The sequence below is a fragment of the Bradyrhizobium sp. AUGA SZCCT0158 genome (assembly GCF_018130065.1).
Lineage (GTDB): Bacteria > Pseudomonadota > Alphaproteobacteria > Rhizobiales > Xanthobacteraceae > Bradyrhizobium.
This window is the reverse complement of record NZ_JAFCME010000015.1, coordinates 1-16,230: the sequence shown is the minus strand read 5'-3', so window position 1 is coordinate 16,230 and position 16,230 is coordinate 1. Positions and strand designations below refer to the sequence as shown.

Genomic DNA, 16,230 nt, shown 5'->3' with positions numbered 1-16,230 from the left:
GCTTCGCGGGGCCTGTCATCGGGCGCGCATTCGCGCGACCCGGTGGCTCGCAATGACGCCTGATTGGCTATAGAAGAATTCCCCATGAATACTTCGCCCCTCATCCTCCTCGCGGCCGGCGGTACCGGCGGCCATTTGTTTCCGGCCGAAGCGCTCGGCGTCGAGCTGATCAAACGCGGTTTTCGCGTGCGGCTCGCGACCGACGCCCGCGCGCTGCGCTACAGCGGCCTGTTCTCCAGGGTCAATGACAATATCGACGTGGTGCCGAGCGAGACCGTGCGTGGCCGCAATCCGATCTCGCTGGCGCGCACCGCTGTCATGCTCGGCTATGGCGGTCTCATCGCGCTCAATCTGGTGCGGCGGCTGAAGCCATCAGCCGTGATCGGCTTCGGCGGCTATCCGACGCTGCCGCCGCTGATGGCGGCCAGATTGCTCGGCGTGCCCAGCCTCATTCACGACGCCAACGCGGTGCTCGGCCGCGCCAACCGGTTTCTCTCCAGCCGAGTCAACGCGATCGCGACCTCGCTGCCGGGCGTGCTCGATCGCGATCCGGCGCTGGCTGGCAAGGCAACGACGGTCGGCACGCCGATGCGTCCGGCGATCCTGGCCGCCGCCGCGATACCCTTTGCCTCGCCCGAGGCGAACGGGCCGCTTCGGTTGCTGGTGGTCGGCGGCAGCCAGGGCGCGCGCGTGATGAGCGACATCGTGCCACCGGCGATCGAACGGCTGGAGCCGGTGCTGTGGAGCCGGCTGATCCTGACGCAACAGGTGCGCGAAGAGGATATGGCGCGGGTGCGCGCGGTCTATGACCGGCTCAAGATCAGCGCCGAGCTGGCGCCGTTCTTCACGGACTTGCCGGCGCGGCTGGCTTCCAGCCATCTGGTGGTGTCGCGCTCCGGCGCCGGCACGGTGGCCGAGCTCGCCGCGATCGGCCGGCCCTCGATCCTGGTGCCGCTGCCCGGCGCGATCGATCAGGATCAGTTCGCCAATGCCGGCGTGCTGGCCAAGGTGGGCGGCGCGCTGCGCATCGCGCAGGCGGAGTTCACGCAGGACCGGCTGGCTTCCGAAATTTCCGCATTCGCCGCCGAGCCGGCGAAGCTGACCGAGATGGCCGCCGCCTCCCGCACCGTGGGCAGGCTGGACGCTGCCGAGCGGCTGGCCGATCTGGTGCAGAAAGTTGCCGGAATCTAGGCCGCAATGGTCGATTTTCATTGTTTTTGCGTCATGGCCGGGCTTGTCATGTCAATTCGGATATATCCGACTTGACCCTTTAAAAAAGAACGGCACTCGGTATACCGAGTGCCTACGCATCCACGTCTTGCATGAAGTGACGTAGAAGTCGTGGACGCCCGGGACGAGCCCGGGCATGACGGGAACATACGAGACAGACATGAGACTGCCGCGCGAGATCGGACCCATCCACTTCGTCGGGATCGGCGGCATCGGCATGAGCGGCATCGCCGAAGTCCTGAGCAATCTCGGCTATACCGTGCAAGGTTCGGACGCCTCCGAAAGCGGCAACGTCACGCGGCTGCGCGACAAGGGCATCACCGTTTCGGTCGGCCACAAGGCGGAGAATGTCGACGGCGCCGACGTTGTCGTGGTCTCGACCGCGATCAAGCGCGACAATCCCGAACTGATGGCGGCGCGTGCCCAGCGCATTCCCGTGGTGCGCCGCGCCGAAATGCTCGCCGAACTGATGCGGCTGAAAAGCTGCGTCGCAATCGCCGGCACCCATGGCAAGACCACGACGACGACGATGGTCGCGACGCTGCTCGACGCCGGTGACCTCGATCCGACCGTGATCAATGGCGGCATCATCAATGCCTATGGCTCCAATGCGCGATTGGGCGCGGGCGACTGGATGGTGGTGGAGGCCGACGAGAGCGACGGCACGTTCCTGAAGCTGCCGTCCGATGTCGTGATCGTCACTAACATCGATCCCGAACATCTCGATCACTTCAACACTTTCGAGGCGATCCAGGAGGCATTCCGCAATTTCGTCGAGAACGTGCCGTTCTACGGCTTTGCCGTGATGTGCACCGATCATCCCGTGGTGCAGACCCTCGTCGGCAAGATCGAGGATCGCCGCATCATCACCTATGGCGAGAACCCGCAGGCCGATGTGCGGCTGGTCGATCTGACGCCGATGGGCAGCGGCTCGAGATTCAAGGTCGCGTTCCGCAACCGCAAGACCGGCGCGACCCACGAGATATCCGACATCATGCTGCCGATGCCGGGACGCCACAACGCATCGAATGCAACGGCGGCGATCGCGGTGGCGCATGAACTCGGCATTTCCGGCGAGGTGATCCGCAAGGCGATGGCGGGCTTTGGCGGCGTCAAGCGGCGCTTTACCAAGACCGGCGAATGGAACGGTGTCACCATCATCGACGATTACGGCCATCACCCGGTCGAGATCGCAGCGGTGCTGAAGGCGGCGCGCGAATCCACCAACGGCAAGATCGTCGCCGTGGTGCAGCCGCATCGCTTCACCCGGCTGCAATCGCTGTTCGAGGAATTTTGTACCTGCTTCAACGACGCCGATGCGGTCGTCGTCGCCGAAGTCTATCCGGCCGGCGAGGCGCCGATCGAGGGAATCGATCGCGACCATTTCGTGCTCGGCCTGCGCGCACACGGCCATCGCGAAGTCATTCCGCTGCAAAATTCGTCCGAACTCGCCAAGGTGATCAGCGGCATCGCTGATAACGGCGACTACGTCGTCTGCCTCGGCGCCGGCAACATCACGCAATGGGCCTATGCGCTGCCCGGCGAATTGAAGGCGCTGGGGTGAGGGGCGTATCACCTCCAACTCCGTCATGGCCGGGCTTGTCCCGGCCATCCACGTCTTTACTGTGTGATCGTCGGGACAAGCCCGGCCATGACGAGCCGAGAGAACTCCGTTGACCTTCCCCGACATCACCCCCGATCTCAAAACCGCAATGCCCGACTTGCGCGGGCGGCTGCTGGCGAATCAGTCGCTCGCCGAACTCACCTGGTTTCGCGTCGGCGGTCCGGCGCAGGTGCTGTTCACGCCGTCGGATGAAGATGATCTCGCGTACTTCCTGAAAAAACTGCCGCAGGAATTGCCGGTCTATGTCGTCGGCGTCGGCTCCAACCTGATCGTGCGCGATGGCGGCATTCCCGGCGTCGTGATCCGGTTGTCGCCGCGCGCGTTCGGCGAGACGCGTGCCGAGGGCGACGTCGTGATCGCAGGCACCGCCGCGCTCGACAAGCGCGTGGCGGAAACCGCGGCGACGGCCAATATCGGCGGCATGGAATTCCTGTTTGGCATTCCCGGCACGATCGGCGGCGCGCTGCGCATGAATGCCGGCGCCAATGGTAGCGAGACCAAGGACGTCCTGATCGAGGCCACCGGCATCGGCCGCGACGGCACGAAGCACAGCTTCAGCAATGCCGACATGAAGTTCGTCTATCGCAACAGCGGCGTCGATCCTTCCATCATCTTCACCTCGGCGCGTTTCCGCGGCGCCATTGCCGCGCCTGAAACCATTCGCGCGCGGATGGAGGAAGTGCAGACCCATCGCGAGACCGCGCAGCCGATCCGCGAAAAGACTGGCGGTTCGACCTTCAAGAACCCGCCCGGCAACAGCGCCTGGAAGCTGATCGACGCCGCCGGCTGCCGCGGCTTGCGCGTCGGCGGCGCGCAGGTGTCGGAAATGCACTGCAACTTCCTGATCAACACTGGCAACGCGACCGGGCATGACATTGAAACGCTGGGTGAAACCGTGCGTGCGCGGGTTAAGGAAAACTCCGGAATCGAGTTACACTGGGAAATCAAGCGGATCGGAATCGGACAAGGCTGATGCGGATTACCATTCTCTTCGGCGGCACCAACAAGGAGCGGCTGGTTTCGGTAGCGAGCGCGCAGGCGCTGCATCGTGCCTTGCCGGAGGCGGATCTGTGGTTCTGGCACGTCGCCGACACTGTGCACGAGGTGACGTCGGAAGCCCTGCTCAATCAACAGCGGCCGTTCGAGGACGAATTCGATCCGGGCAATCGCGGCATCGCGCTGGAAGCGGCGCTCGATAAAGCGAAAGCCGAAGATCGCGTGCTGGTGCTCGGCCTGCACGGGGGCCGGGCGGAGAATGGCGAACTGCAGGCGATGTGCGAAATGCGCGGCATTCCCTTCACCGGGTCCGGCTCGGCGTCTTCAAATCTGGCCTTCGACAAGACCGCGGCCAAGCGCTTTGCGGCGATTGCGGGCGTGGAGACGCCGGTAGGCATCGCGCTCGACGATATCGATGCCGCGTTCGCCGAATACGGCAAGCTGATTGCGAAGCCGGCGCGGGACGGATCGAGCTACGGCCTGATCTTCGTCAACGCCAAGCAGGACCTCGTCGCGGTCCGCAACGCCGCCAAATCCGAGGAATATCTGATCGAGGCATTCGTTTCCGGCGTCGAAGCCACCTGCGGCGTGTTGGAGCGATCCGACGGCACCATCATGCCGCTGCCGCCGGTCGAAATCATCCCGGGCGAGGGCGCGTTCGATTACACGGCAAAATACCTGCTCAAATCGACCCAGGAGATCTGCCCGGGCCGGTTTTCGCCCGCGATTACTGCCGACCTGATGGACCAGGCGCACCGGGCGCACCGAGCACTGTCCTGCAGCGGCTATTCCCGGAGCGATTTCATCGTCTCGGCCAAGGGGCTGGTCTATCTCGAAACCAACACTTTGCCGGGACTGACCGCCGCCTCGCTGTATCCGAAGGCGCTGAAGGCCCAGGGAATCGATTTTTCCGATTTCCTGCGCGACCAGGTCGTACTGGCCGAGCAACGCCTTCAGAGGCGGGGGTGATTCGCCGGGTTAACGTGCTGGTTGAGGGAACCCGCCCGGTCCGGATGAAATATTACTAAAATCCTAACCAATGCCCGGCAAACTACTCACAAGGCTGCGCAAAACACGCCCCTGACCGGTCACATTTACCCTTTGTTTACCAGGAAGTCCGAAGGTTAACGCTGGCGGCGCATGTGGCGCTTGGCTGCCGGGGCGTAAGCTGTTGCGGATTTCCGCTTCGACGATCGCATCGAGGGAAAAATGGCCTCCTCACAACCGAGGTCTTGAGCCCAGCCCGGCATCACCGAGACATCACGTGCGCCAGAGCCCGCAAGCCTTTTTGCGGGAACAACTTTTTGACGAGCTCGTGCAATGGATGGTGCAGGACGCCTCGCTCGATCGCTGCGATCGCTGGGGCCCCAAGCTGACCTGAAAGCCGCCGCCATCGGAGCGGTCGTGCTGTTGCGCGAGCGGCTGGGCCTGCGCGCCCGCGTGCGGGCGAAGCGGGTGATCGACCGCGAACCGCCGAACCGCCTGATCCTGTGGCTCGAACGTTACCTGCCGAACCGTGCCGGCGTCGCCCTGACCGTGCTGATGCTGCTCGGCAGCGCCTCGCTTGGTGTCGTCAAGGGCGGCCATGTCGACGAGTTCGTCGGTGCGCTCAGCGATACCCGCAACGCGCTGGCGAATTCGGCCGGCTTCCGCATCACCGAGGTGGCCATCAACGGCCGCAAGCAGCTGAGCCAAGATGAAGTGCTCGCGATCGGCGGCGTCAACGGCCGCTCCTCGCTGCTGTTCCTCGATGCCGCCACCGTGCGCGACAAGCTCAAGACCAATCCCTGGATATCGGACGCCGCGATTCTGAAGCTTTATCCCGGCCGGCTGCAGATCGACATCGTCGAGCGTACCGCGTTCGCGTTGTGGCAGCAGGACGGCCGGCTGTCCGTCATCGCCGAGGATGGCGCGGTGCTCGAACCCTATATGTCGCGGCGCTTCATCTCGCTGCCGCTGGTGGTGGGCAAGGGCGCCGCCGAGAAGGCGCGGGACTTCCTGGCGCTGCTGGATCGCTATCCGCAGGTCCGCAGCGTGACCAAGGCTGCGATCTATGTCGGCGAGCGGCGCTGGAACCTGCGCCTCAAGGACGGTCTCGATATCCGCCTGCCGGAACACGACGTCGGCAATGCGCTGGCGCTGCTGAGCAAGCTCGACAAGGAGGACAGGCTGTTCTCCCGCGACATCGTCGCGGTCGACATGCGCCTGCCGGACCGGTTGACGGTGCTGTTGTCCGAAGACGCGGCGAAGGCCCGCGAGGAACTGTTCAAGGACAAGAAGCCCAAGAAAAAAGCCGGTGACGCAGCATGACCGGCCTCGATCGCAACCAGACCCCGAAGACGCGGCCGATGGCGCAGAAGCGCACCGCGCTGGTGGCCTCGCTCGACATCGGCACCAGCAAGATCGCCTGCATGATCGCGCGGCTGAAGCCGTCGCCGCCGAACGAGGCCCTGCGCGGCCGCAGCCACGCGGTCGAGCTGATCGGTTACAGCCAGATCCAGTCGCGCGGCGTCAAGGCCGGCGCGGTGGTCGATCTGGCCGAATGCGAACAGGCCGTGCGCCAGGCGGTGGCGCTGGCCGAACGCATGGCCAAGGTCCGCGTCGAATCCGTTTTGCTGTCGGTCTCTGGCGGCCGGCTGCAGGGCCAGCTGGTCGAAGCCGCCGCAGATATCAGGGGCGGCTCGGTCACCTCTGACGATGTCACCCGCGTGACGTCCACCGGCATGCGCCACGCCACCGGCGAAGGCCGCACCGTGCTGCACGCGCTGCCGGTCAGCTACACGCTGGATGGCGTCAAGGGCATCCGCGATCCCCGCGGCATGGTGGCGCGGCAGTTCGGCGTCGACATGAACGTCGTGACGGCGGATGCCACGGTGGCCAAGAACCTGATGCTGGTGGTCGAGCGCTGCCATCTCAACGTCGAGGCCATGGCCGCAAGTCCTTATGTGGCGGGCCTTTCGGTCCTCACCGACGATGAAGCCGACATCGGCGCCGCCGTGGTCGAGATGGGCGCCGGATCGACCACGATCGCGACCTATTCGGCCGGACGCTTTGTGCACGCCTCCGGCTTTGCGGTCGGCGGGCAACACATGACGATGGATCTTGCACGCGGCGTCGGCGCATGCATTGCGGATGCCGAGCGAATCAAGACCTTATACGGCACCGTGCTGACCGGCGGGTCAGACGCGCGCGAGTTGATGTCCGTACCCACCGCAGGCGATGACGAGCGCGATGCGCCGCAGATCGTCTCGCGCGCCACGATCGCGAACATCGTCCGGCATCGCGCCGAGGAGATCTTTGAAATGGTCCGGGACCGGCTCGCGGATTCCCCCTTTGCGGCAGAGCCGCGGGCGCGGGTTGTCCTGAGCGGCGGCGCGTCCCAGCTCACCGGTACCGTCGAGCTTGCCACCCGTATTCTCAACCGGCCGGTCCGGATCGGCCGCCCGCTCGGCTTCGGCCGGCTGCCCAATGAGGCCAAGAGCGCCTCGTTCGCGGTGCCGGCGGGTCTCCTGGTCTATCCGCAATACGCACACCTCGAACACGTCGAACCGCGGCATACGCGGCAGCTCAGGACAGGGACTGACGGCTATTTCGGAAGGGTCGGACGATGGCTGCGAGAGGGCTTCTGATGACCGGTTTTCATACCAAACGACATTCACATTCACCAACTCCTGCACCCACTCCCGCGGCCGTCGGCCGGGGCGAACCAACGCGCGCGTAATAATCGAGAGGCAACCATGGCACTCAATCTGACACCCCCTGACATCAGCGAGCTGAAACCGCGGATCACCGTCTTCGGCGTCGGTGGAGCAGGCGGCAATGCCGTCAACAACATGATCACTGCCGGGTTGCAGGGCGTCGATTTCGTCGTCGCCAATACCGATGCGCAGGCGCTCACCATGTCCAAGGCCCAGCGCATCGTGCAGATGGGCACGCAAGTGACCCAGGGCCTGGGTGCCGGATCGCAGCCCGATGTCGGTGCGGCCGCCGCGCAAGAGGTCATCGACGAGCTTCGCGATCATCTGACCGGCGCCAACATGGTGTTCGTCACCGCCGGCATGGGCGGCGGTACCGGCACCGGTGCAGCCCCCGTGATCGCCAAGACCGCGCGCGAGATGGGCATCCTCACCGTCGGCGTGGTGACAAAGCCGTTCCACTTCGAAGGCCAGCGCCGCATGCGCACCGCCGAATCGGGCATTTCCGAGCTGCACAAGGTGGTCGACACGCTCCTGATCATCCCGAACCAGAACCTGTTCCGGGTCGCCAACGAAAAGACCACCTTCGCCGACGCCTTCGCGATGGCTGACCAGGTGCTCTACTCGGGCGTCGCCTGCATCACCGACCTGATGGTCAAGGAAGGCCTCATCAACCTCGACTTCGCCGACGTCCGCGCCGTGATGCGGGAAATGGGCAAGGCGATGATGGGCACCGGCGAAGCCACCGGCGAGAAGCGCGCGCTGACCGCGGCCGAAGCTGCGATCGCCAATCCGCTGATCGACGACTCGTCGATGAAGGGTGCCCGCGGCCTGTTGATCTCGATCACCGGCGGCAAGGACCTGACCCTGTTCGAAGTCGACGAAGCCGCCACCCGCATCCGCGAGGAAGTCGACCAGGACGCCAACATCATCGTCGGCGCGACCTTCGACGAAAACCTCGACGGCGTCATCCGCGTCTCCGTCGTCGCCACCGGCATCGAGCAGGCGCTGATCGCGCGCAACGCGGCAGCGCCCGCCGCTGTCGTGACCAACGCGCCCGCCTCGACGCCGGACACCCGTCTGGCCGATCTCACCGCACGGCTGCGTGCTGACAACCAGCGCCTTGCGGACCGCGCCCAGAAGCTCGAGGCGCCCGCCCAGCAGGCCGCGCCACCCCCGGTTCCCGCCGCCGCCCCGCAGCAGCGCGCGTCCAACAGCGTCGAGCGTGCCGCGCTCGCCGCCATTGCCGCGGCCGTCGCCCCGGAAGTGCCGCAGGCCCAGGCGCCGTTGCAGCCCGGCTCCTATGGCGACGTCACGGTTCGCCCGATTGCCCAGAAGCCGACGCTGTTCCCCGATCATAACGAGGCGGCCCGCGCCGAGCCGGAAGCGCAGGCTATGCTGCCGGAGACCTTCATCCCGCAGGCGGCCGAACGTCCGCCCGCCCGCAGCCCGCGGATGCCCAAGTTCGAGGACCTTCCGATGCCGGCCCAGGCCGAAATCCGGCAGGCCCGCGGCGAGCAGGAAGAAGAGCATCCGCAGAAGACCCGGTTGTCGCTGCTGCAGCGCCTGGCCAATGTCGGCCTCGGCCGCCGCGACGAAGAGAGCGAGCCGCCGATCGCGGCCCGCGCCTCCGGTCCGGCGATGGCGCCGCTCCCCGAGCGCAAGCCGCAGCGTTCCGTCGCTCAGCAGATGGGTAACGAGCCGGTATCGGAGTATGCCCGCCGTCCGGCGCCGCAGGGTCTGGACGTCCATGGTCGCCCCGCACCTGTTGCAGCCGCGCCACAGGGCGACGACCATCTTGATATCCCGGCCTTCCTCCGGCGGCAGTCCAACTGAGGTTTTGTTACAATTCAGGCAACCCAAAAGGCCCCGGCGGAACCAGCCGGGGCCTTTTTCTTAGCCGTGCGAGGCGTCACAGCTTTGTCATCAAGCCACTGATATTAAATGATTAATTATGAATTACGTGATCTGATGCGGCCATCGGAACGAGGCCGGACCGCGCCGGAATTTGGTTAAGCCTTGGCGTGAATGCGGCAGAGATAGGGTAACAATCGGTAAAAAAGCGTGAGTTGTGCGCGAGGGGGCAGTGACTATGGTCTGCCGTGACTTGGGGATACCGGAAGCAGATTCGGCGCGAAAGCGAACAGTTCCTGTCTTTTGGTAAAGTCGGTAGTGGGCGATTATCGAATGAAGTTCAGCCGTCAGACAACGCTTCGGTCGCAAGCCACCGTGACAGGTGTCGGCGTTCATTCCGGTATACCGGTAAATCTGACCATCGGACCTGCGCCTGTCGACGCAGGTTTTATTTTTGTCCGCACCGGTCTTGACGATGCCGACCGCGAAGTTCCCGCGATCGCGGAATCCGTGATTGCCACCGACTTTGCGACCGTACTCGGCGACCGCCAGGGCCCGCTGGTTTCCACCGCCGAGCATGTGCTTGCTGCGCTGCGGGGCATGGGTGTCGATAACGCCACCATCGAAGTCGACGGCCCGGAAGTTCCGATCATGGACGGCAGCGCGGCTGCCTTCGTTGCCGCCATCGATCAGGCAGGCATCGTGACGCAATCCGCCGCGCGCCGCTTCATCCAGGTGCTGAAGCCGGTGCAGGTCTCGCTCGGTGATTCCTTTGGCGAGCTGCGCCCCCACGCCAACGGTTTCCGCGCCGAGGTCGAGATCGACTTCGCCAATCCGGTGATCGGCCGCCAGAGCTATTCGCTCGATCTGAACCCCGAAAGCTTCCGCCGCGAGATTTCCCGCGCCCGGACCTTCGGCTGCATGAATGACGTGGCGCGGCTCTGGAGCGCCGGTTTCGCGCTCGGCGCGTCTTTTGAGAATTCGGTGGTGTTCGACGAGACCCGTCTGCTCAACACCGAAGGCCTGCGCTACAGCGACGAATGCGCCCGCCACAAGGTGCTGGACGTGATCGGCGATCTCGCGCTGGCCGGCCTGCCGCTGCTCGGCGCCTACCGATCGTCCCGTGGCGGCCACAAGCTCAACCACGCGGTGCTGACGGCCCTGATGGCCGATCGCAGCGCCTGGCGGGTGGTCGAGGCCGAACCGGCACGCCGCCCCCGCGTCGAAGCCGGCGCCGGCATGGTCGGCGGTATGGTCGCCCCGGCCTATGGCCCGGACGTGTCCTGACTTTCGTTTTCGAAATGTCCTGACTTTCGATTTCGAAACGTCCTGAAGCCGGCTTTCCGGCTTCCATCCCGATTTCCGTAGTAACCACAATTGGTAACGATGATGTCCTGCCGCCTTAATCCGGGCGAAATGCCTGCGTATTCGGTTGGTTAAGGACCATTTTTCGGCTAGATAGGCCCGCGGTTGCAAGACGGGGCGCTGCAAATGTTGGCGCTACGGGATATTGGGGCACGGGGAATATTGCGTTCATGATCGCGGTTCATGGATGGACGGGCTCAACCACCAACCGCACCGCTACCAACTGCGTAGCTACCAACTGCGTTAAAGGCGTCAGGTCTCACATTCCATGTCGGCACAGCGTATGACGCTCGAATCACGCAAACTTTCCGGCCTTCATCAGGCAGCCCGGTCGCTCCGGCTGGCGGCGGGCCTGATCGCGCTGGCCGTCCCCTTGAGCGGATGCGGCACCGGTTCGCTGTGGGACAAGTTTACCGCCAAGGACGACACCTTCATCGAGGAGCCCGCGGACAAGCTCTACAATGAGGGCTTGTACCTGATGAACCAGCGCAAGGATGCGAAGGCGGCGACGAAGAAATTCGAAGAGGTCGACCGGCAGCATCCCTATTCCGACTATGCGCGCAAATCGCTGCTGATGTCGGCATACTCGTTCTACTCAGCCGGCGACTATGACGGCTGCATTGGCGCGGCGACCCGTTACGTCACGCTGCATCCGGGCAGCCCCGACGCCGCCTACGCGCAATACCTGATCGCCGCTTCGCATTATGACCAGATCCCGGATATTTCGCGCGATCAGGGGCGCACCGAAAAGGCGATCGCCGCGCTCGAAGAGGTGATTCGCAAATATCCGACCTCGGAATACGCCACCAGCGCCAAGGCCAAGCTCGAAGGCGGGCGTGACCAGCTTGCCGGCAAGGAGATGGATGTCGGCCGCTATTACATGAAAAAGCGCGACTACACCGCGGCGATCAACCGCTTCAAGACCGTGGTCACCCGCTATCAGACCACCCGCCATGTCGAGGAAGCGCTGTTTCGCCTCACCGAGGGCTACATAGCGATCGGCATCGTCGGCGAGGCGCAGACCGCCGCCGCCGTCCTTGGGCACAATTTTCCTGACAGCCGCTGGTACAAGGACGCCTATAATCTAGTAAAGTCCGGCGGTCTCGAGCCGAGCGAGAATCAGGGGTCCTATATTTCCAGGGCCTTCAAGAAGATGGGTCTCGGCTAGAGCCATCGGTTCTGATTAAATCAGAACCGGGCTCTAGTCTTTGATTCGACGCGTTTTCTTCATGCGAACCGGTACCCACTTCGCGTGAAAACGCTATGGGAATTTAGTTCGCATGCTGGCGCGTCTGTCGATCCGTGACATCGTCCTGATCGAACGGCTCGATATCGAGTTTTCCCGTGGCCTCGCGGTGCTGACCGGTGAAACCGGCGCGGGCAAATCCATCCTGCTCGATGCTTTCGCGCTGGCGCTCGGCGGCCGCGGCGACGCCGGGCTGGTCCGCCATGGCGTGGAGCAGGGCCAGGTCACCGCCACCTTCGATGTGCCCAAGGGCCATCCGGCCGCAAAGATCCTTTCCGAAAACGGTCTCGATGACACCGGCGAGATGATCCTGCGCCGCGTGCAGCTCGCCGACGGGCGCACCCGCGCCTTCATCAACGACCAGTCGATCAGCGTGCAGACGCTCAAAGCCGTCGGTGCCGCGCTGGTCGAGATCCACGGCCAGCACGACGAACGCGCGCTGGTCGACGCCTCGACCCACCGGCAGCTGCTCGACGCCTTCGCTGGGCTCGAAAAAGACGTCGCCGCGCTGGAGGTGCTGTGGGATCTCAGGCGCACCGCCGACAATGCGCTCGACGCGCACCGCGCCGGCATGGAGCGCGCCGCCCGCGAAGCCGATTACCTCCGCCACGCCTCCGACGAATTGAAGGCGCTGCGGCCCAGGGAAGGCGAGGAAACCGAGCTCGCCGAACGCCGCACCACGATGATGCAGGGCGAAAAGATCGCCAGCGACCTGCGCGAGGCGCAGGAGGCCGTCGGCGGCAACCATTCGCCGGTGCCGGCGCTGGCGGCCGCGGTGCGGCGGCTGGAACGCCGTGCCGCCAATTCGCCGTCGCTGGTCGAGCCCGCGGTCAAGGCGATCGATATCGCGATCAACGCGCTGGAGGAGGCCGATCAGCATCTCAGCGCCGCGCTGATTGCCGCCGATTTCGATCCGGCCGAGCTGGAGCGGATCGAGGAGCGCCTGTTCGCGCTCCGCGCCGCATCGCGCAAATATTCGACACCGGTCGAGGGGTTGGCCGCGCTGGCCGCGAAATATGCCTCCGACGTCGCGCTGATCGATGCCGGCGCGGACCAACTGAAGAAGCTGGAAGCCGCCGCCGATGAAGCCGACAAGCGCTATGCCGCGGCAGCAACCAAACTCTCCGCCGCCCGCACCAAATCGTCGGAAAAGCTCAACAAGGCCGTCAACGCCGAACTGGCGCCGCTGAAACTCGAGCGCGCCAAATTCATGGCGCAGGTCGAAACCGACGCCAATTCACCGGGCCCGCAGGGCATCGACCGCGTCGAGTTCTGGGTCCAGACCAATCCCGGCACCAAACCGGGGCCGATGATGAAGGTCGCCTCCGGCGGCGAGCTGTCGCGCTTTTTGCTGGCGCTCAAGGTGGTGCTGTCCGATCGCGGCTCGGCGCCCACGCTGGTGTTCGACGAAATCGATACCGGCGTCGGCGGTGCGGTCGCGGACGCGATCGGTGCCCGCCTGGCGCGGCTTGCCGGCAAGGTCCAGGTGATGGCGGTGACGCACGCGCCGCAGGTCGCCGCCCGCGCCAGCCATCATTTGTTGATTTCCAAGGATGCGATGGACAAGGGCAAGCGCGTCGCCACCCGCGTCAACGCACTCGCCGCCGACCACCGCCGCGAGGAAATCGCGCGGATGCTGGCCGGCGCGGAGATCACCGCGGAAGCCCGCGCCGCCGCCGACCGGCTGCTGCGCGCGGCGACGGCGTGAAGGCGGCGTGGTGCGATGGCTGTAAAAGCAAAGAAGCCGCTCGTTGACGTCGCCAAGCTCACCAAGGCCCAGGCGAAGATCGAGCATGTCAGGCTTTCGCTGGAGATCGAGGCCCATAACGAGCGCTACTACCAGAAGGACGCGCCGACCGTGTCGGATGCGGCTTACGACGCGCTGCGTCAGCGGCTGGTTGCGATCGAGGCGAAGTTTCCCGATCTCGTCAGCAAGGATTCGCCGACGCAAAAGGTCGGCGCCGCACCGGCGCGCGGGTTCGCAAAAGTGCAGCACGCCGTTCCCATGCTGTCGCTCGGCAACGCCTTCAGCGACGAGGACGTCACCGAATTCGTCGATCGCATAAGGCGCTTTCTCAAGCTCGATGCCGACCATATTCCGGCGCTGGTCGCCGAGCCGAAGATCGACGGCCTGTCGCTGTCGCTGCGCTACGAGGACGGCGAACTGGTCCGCGCCGCCACCCGCGGCGACGGTTTTACGGGCGAGGACGTCACCGCCAATGTCCGCACCATCAAGGATATCCCGCACACCCTGAAGGGCCGCAACATTCCGGCGGCCTGCGAAATGCGCGGCGAAGTCTACATGCTCAAGAAGGATTTTCTCGAGCTGAACAAGAAGCAGGCGGAAGCCGAGGACACGGTGTTCGCCAATCCACGCAATTCGGCGGCGGGCTCGCTGCGCCAGAAGGATGTTTCGATCACCGCGTCGCGGCCGCTGAAATTCTTTGCCTATACCTGGGGTGAGATGAGCGAGCGGCCGGCCGACACGCAGCACGGCATGCTGGAGTGGATGGACAAAGCCGGCTTTGTCGTCAACCCGCGGACCGAGCTTTGCAAGAATGTCGATGACGTTCTCAAATTCTACAGCAGGATCGGCGAGGAGCGCGCCACGCTCGGTTACGATATCGACGGCGTGGTCTACAAGGTCGACCGGCTCGACTGGCAGGATCGCCTCGGCTTCGTGTCGCGCAGCCCGCGCTGGGCGATCGCGCACAAATTCGCGGCCGAGCAGGCGACCACGATCCTCAACGGCATCGACATCCAGGTCGGCCGCACCGGCGCGCTGACCCCGGTGGCGCGGCTCGAGCCGGTCACGGTCGGCGGTGTCGTTGTTTCCAACGCGACGCTGCACAATGAGGATTACATCAAGGGCATCGGCAACGACGGCAACCCGATCCGCGACGGCGTCGACCTGCGCATTGGCGACACCGTCGTCGTTCAGCGCGCCGGCGACGTGATCCCGCAGGTCGTCAGCGTCGTCATGGACAAGCGGCCGAAGAACGCAAAACCGTACAAGTTTCCGGACGTTTGTCCGGTGTGCGGCAGCCATGCGGTACGCGAGGAAGATGAGGCCGTGCGGCGCTGCACCGGCGCCCTGATCTGCCCGGCGCAGGCGACAGAGCGGCTGAAGCATTTCGTCTCACGGCTGGCGTTCGATATCGACGGCCTCGGCGACAAGCAGATCCAGGAGTTTTACGAGGAGGGCCTCGTGATGTCGCCGGTCGACATCTTCACGCTGCAGAAGCGCGACGCCCGCTCCACCAGCAAGCTGATGCAACGCGAGGGCTATGGCGAGACCTCGGTGCGCAATCTGTTCAACGCGATCGACGCCCGCCGCAGCATCGATCTGCATCGCCTGATCTTCGCGCTCGGTATTCGCCATGTCGGCGAGGGTAATGCCAAATTGCTGGCGCGGCATTACCACACGATCGATCATTTTCGCGAGGCGATGCTGGCGGCCGCCAAGGGCACGAAGGATGACGAGAACACCACCGAGGCCTATCAGGACCTCAACAATATCGGCGGTATCGGCGAAATCGTAGCTGAAGCTGTTGTCGAGTTCTTTGCCGAACCGCGCAATGTGAAGGCGCTCGGCGAACTCCTGGGCGAGATCGAGGTGAAGGCGGCCGAGCGGCCGCGCAAGAGCTCGCCGGTCTCGGACAAGACCGTGGTGTTCACGGGCTCGCTGACCAAATTCACCCGCGACGAAGCCAAGGCGGTGGCGGAACGGCTCGGCGCCAAGGTCGCGGGCTCGGTGTCGAAGAAGACGGACTATGTCGTCGCCGGCGAGGATGCCGGGTCGAAGCTGACAAAAGCGCGTGAGCTGGGCGTGGCCGTGCTGACGGAAGACGAGTGGCTGGCGCTGATCGGGGAATGACAGCTTGATTTGGACGTCGTCCTCTCCGCGTCATTGCGAGCGCAGCGAAGCAAGCCATGGCGCGCCCAGCCGGGGAATGGATTGCTTCGCGGAGCCTGTCATCGGGCGCGCATTCGCGCGACCCGTTGGCTCGCAATGACGGACTGAGATGCGACAAAACGACCCGACGGGCAAATCAGTTCTGATTTGCGGAAATCGTGTCAAGCGGAAAATTTCCGTAAATCAAAAATATTTCTGTTGTTGGCCGACCCAAATCAGTGCGCATCTATCGCCATCCCGTCCTACTCAGAAGGGCGTCGGCCGTCGTCACGGACGTTGGGCGGGTTGCGGTGGACGCTGGTTT

At 64.6% G+C, this 16,230-nt stretch carries 11 protein-coding genes and 1 pseudogene; all 12 read left to right on the top strand.

The annotated features are described in order from the left end of the window. The first annotated feature begins 84 nt into the window (after window positions 1-84). A complete protein-coding gene (gene murG / locus JQ574_RS21295; protein ID WP_212211587.1) occupies window positions 85-1,191 on the top strand; it encodes an undecaprenyldiphospho-muramoylpentapeptide beta-N-acetylglucosaminyltransferase in 1,107 nt (368 codons plus the stop codon). A gap of 199 nt (window positions 1,192-1,390) precedes the next feature. Beyond that, window positions 1,391-2,794, top strand: a complete 1,404-nt coding sequence (murC, locus tag JQ574_RS21290; protein WP_212211585.1) for a UDP-N-acetylmuramate--L-alanine ligase — start codon at window positions 1,391-1,393, stop codon at window positions 2,792-2,794. A 109-nt stretch (window positions 2,795-2,903) separates the two neighbouring features. After that, complete coding sequence (gene murB / locus JQ574_RS21285; RefSeq protein WP_212211583.1) at window positions 2,904-3,827, top strand: UDP-N-acetylmuramate dehydrogenase; 924 nt, start codon at window positions 2,904-2,906, stop codon at window positions 3,825-3,827. Then, a complete protein-coding gene (locus tag JQ574_RS21280; protein WP_212383825.1) occupies window positions 3,827-4,819 on the top strand; it encodes a D-alanine--D-alanine ligase in 993 nt (330 codons plus the stop codon). Before murB ends, JQ574_RS21280 begins: the two co-directional genes overlap by 1 nt. Window positions 4,820-4,896: 77 nt before the next feature. Continuing rightward, window positions 4,897-5,231 (top strand): annotated as a pseudogene (locus tag JQ574_RS35210) (D-alanine--D-alanine ligase); the annotation flags it as partial. Beyond that, the gene (locus JQ574_RS21275; protein ID WP_212211578.1) at window positions 5,171-6,160 is read left to right on the top strand and encodes a cell division protein FtsQ/DivIB; all 990 of its coding nucleotides are present in this window, start codon (window positions 5,171-5,173) and stop codon (window positions 6,158-6,160) included. The pseudogene JQ574_RS35210 and the gene JQ574_RS21275, both read left to right, overlap by 61 nt. Continuing rightward, window positions 6,157-7,479, top strand: a complete 1,323-nt coding sequence (gene ftsA, locus JQ574_RS21270) for a cell division protein FtsA (RefSeq protein WP_211997380.1) — start codon at window positions 6,157-6,159, stop codon at window positions 7,477-7,479. The genes JQ574_RS21275 and ftsA overlap by 4 nt, the downstream gene beginning before the upstream one ends. A gap of 108 nt (window positions 7,480-7,587) precedes the next feature. Next, complete coding sequence (gene ftsZ, locus JQ574_RS21265; RefSeq protein WP_212211576.1) at window positions 7,588-9,381, top strand: cell division protein FtsZ; 1,794 nt, start codon at window positions 7,588-7,590, stop codon at window positions 9,379-9,381. A gap of 351 nt (window positions 9,382-9,732) precedes the next feature. Then, entirely contained in the window at window positions 9,733-10,686 is a 954-nt protein-coding gene (gene lpxC, locus JQ574_RS21260) for a UDP-3-O-acyl-N-acetylglucosamine deacetylase (RefSeq protein WP_212211575.1), read from the top strand. 346 nt (window positions 10,687-11,032) lie between these two features. Beyond that, window positions 11,033-11,932, top strand: a complete 900-nt coding sequence (locus JQ574_RS21255; RefSeq protein WP_212383824.1) for an outer membrane protein assembly factor BamD — start codon at window positions 11,033-11,035, stop codon at window positions 11,930-11,932. Between the two features lie 112 nt (window positions 11,933-12,044). Then, a complete protein-coding gene (gene recN, locus JQ574_RS21250) occupies window positions 12,045-13,718 on the top strand; it encodes a DNA repair protein RecN (protein ID WP_212211573.1) in 1,674 nt (557 codons plus the stop codon). A gap of 15 nt (window positions 13,719-13,733) precedes the next feature. Beyond that, window positions 13,734-15,887 (top strand): NAD-dependent DNA ligase LigA, encoded by a 2,154-nt coding sequence (gene ligA / locus JQ574_RS21245; protein ID WP_212211572.1) that lies wholly within the window; start codon window positions 13,734-13,736, stop codon window positions 15,885-15,887. Window positions 15,888-16,230 lie beyond the last annotated feature (343 nt).

Coding starts and splice junctions, on each gene's coding strand:
- murG (WP_212211587.1), top strand. CDS start 85: ATGAATACTTCGCCCCTCATCCTCCTCGCGGCCGGCGGTACCGGCGGC.
- murC (WP_212211585.1), top strand. CDS start 1,391: ATGAGACTGCCGCGCGAGATCGGACCCATCCACTTCGTCGGGATCGGC.
- JQ574_RS21280 (WP_212383825.1), top strand. CDS start 3,827: ATGCGGATTACCATTCTCTTCGGCGGCACCAACAAGGAGCGGCTGGTT.
- JQ574_RS21275 (WP_212211578.1), top strand. CDS start 5,171: ATGGATGGTGCAGGACGCCTCGCTCGATCGCTGCGATCGCTGGGGCCC.
- ftsA (WP_211997380.1), top strand. CDS start 6,157: ATGACCGGCCTCGATCGCAACCAGACCCCGAAGACGCGGCCGATGGCG.
- ftsZ (WP_212211576.1), top strand. CDS start 7,588: ATGGCACTCAATCTGACACCCCCTGACATCAGCGAGCTGAAACCGCGG.
- lpxC (WP_212211575.1), top strand. CDS start 9,733: ATGAAGTTCAGCCGTCAGACAACGCTTCGGTCGCAAGCCACCGTGACA.
- JQ574_RS21255 (WP_212383824.1), top strand. CDS start 11,033: ATGTCGGCACAGCGTATGACGCTCGAATCACGCAAACTTTCCGGCCTT.
- recN (WP_212211573.1), top strand. CDS start 12,045: ATGCTGGCGCGTCTGTCGATCCGTGACATCGTCCTGATCGAACGGCTC.
- ligA (WP_212211572.1), top strand. CDS start 13,734: ATGGCTGTAAAAGCAAAGAAGCCGCTCGTTGACGTCGCCAAGCTCACC.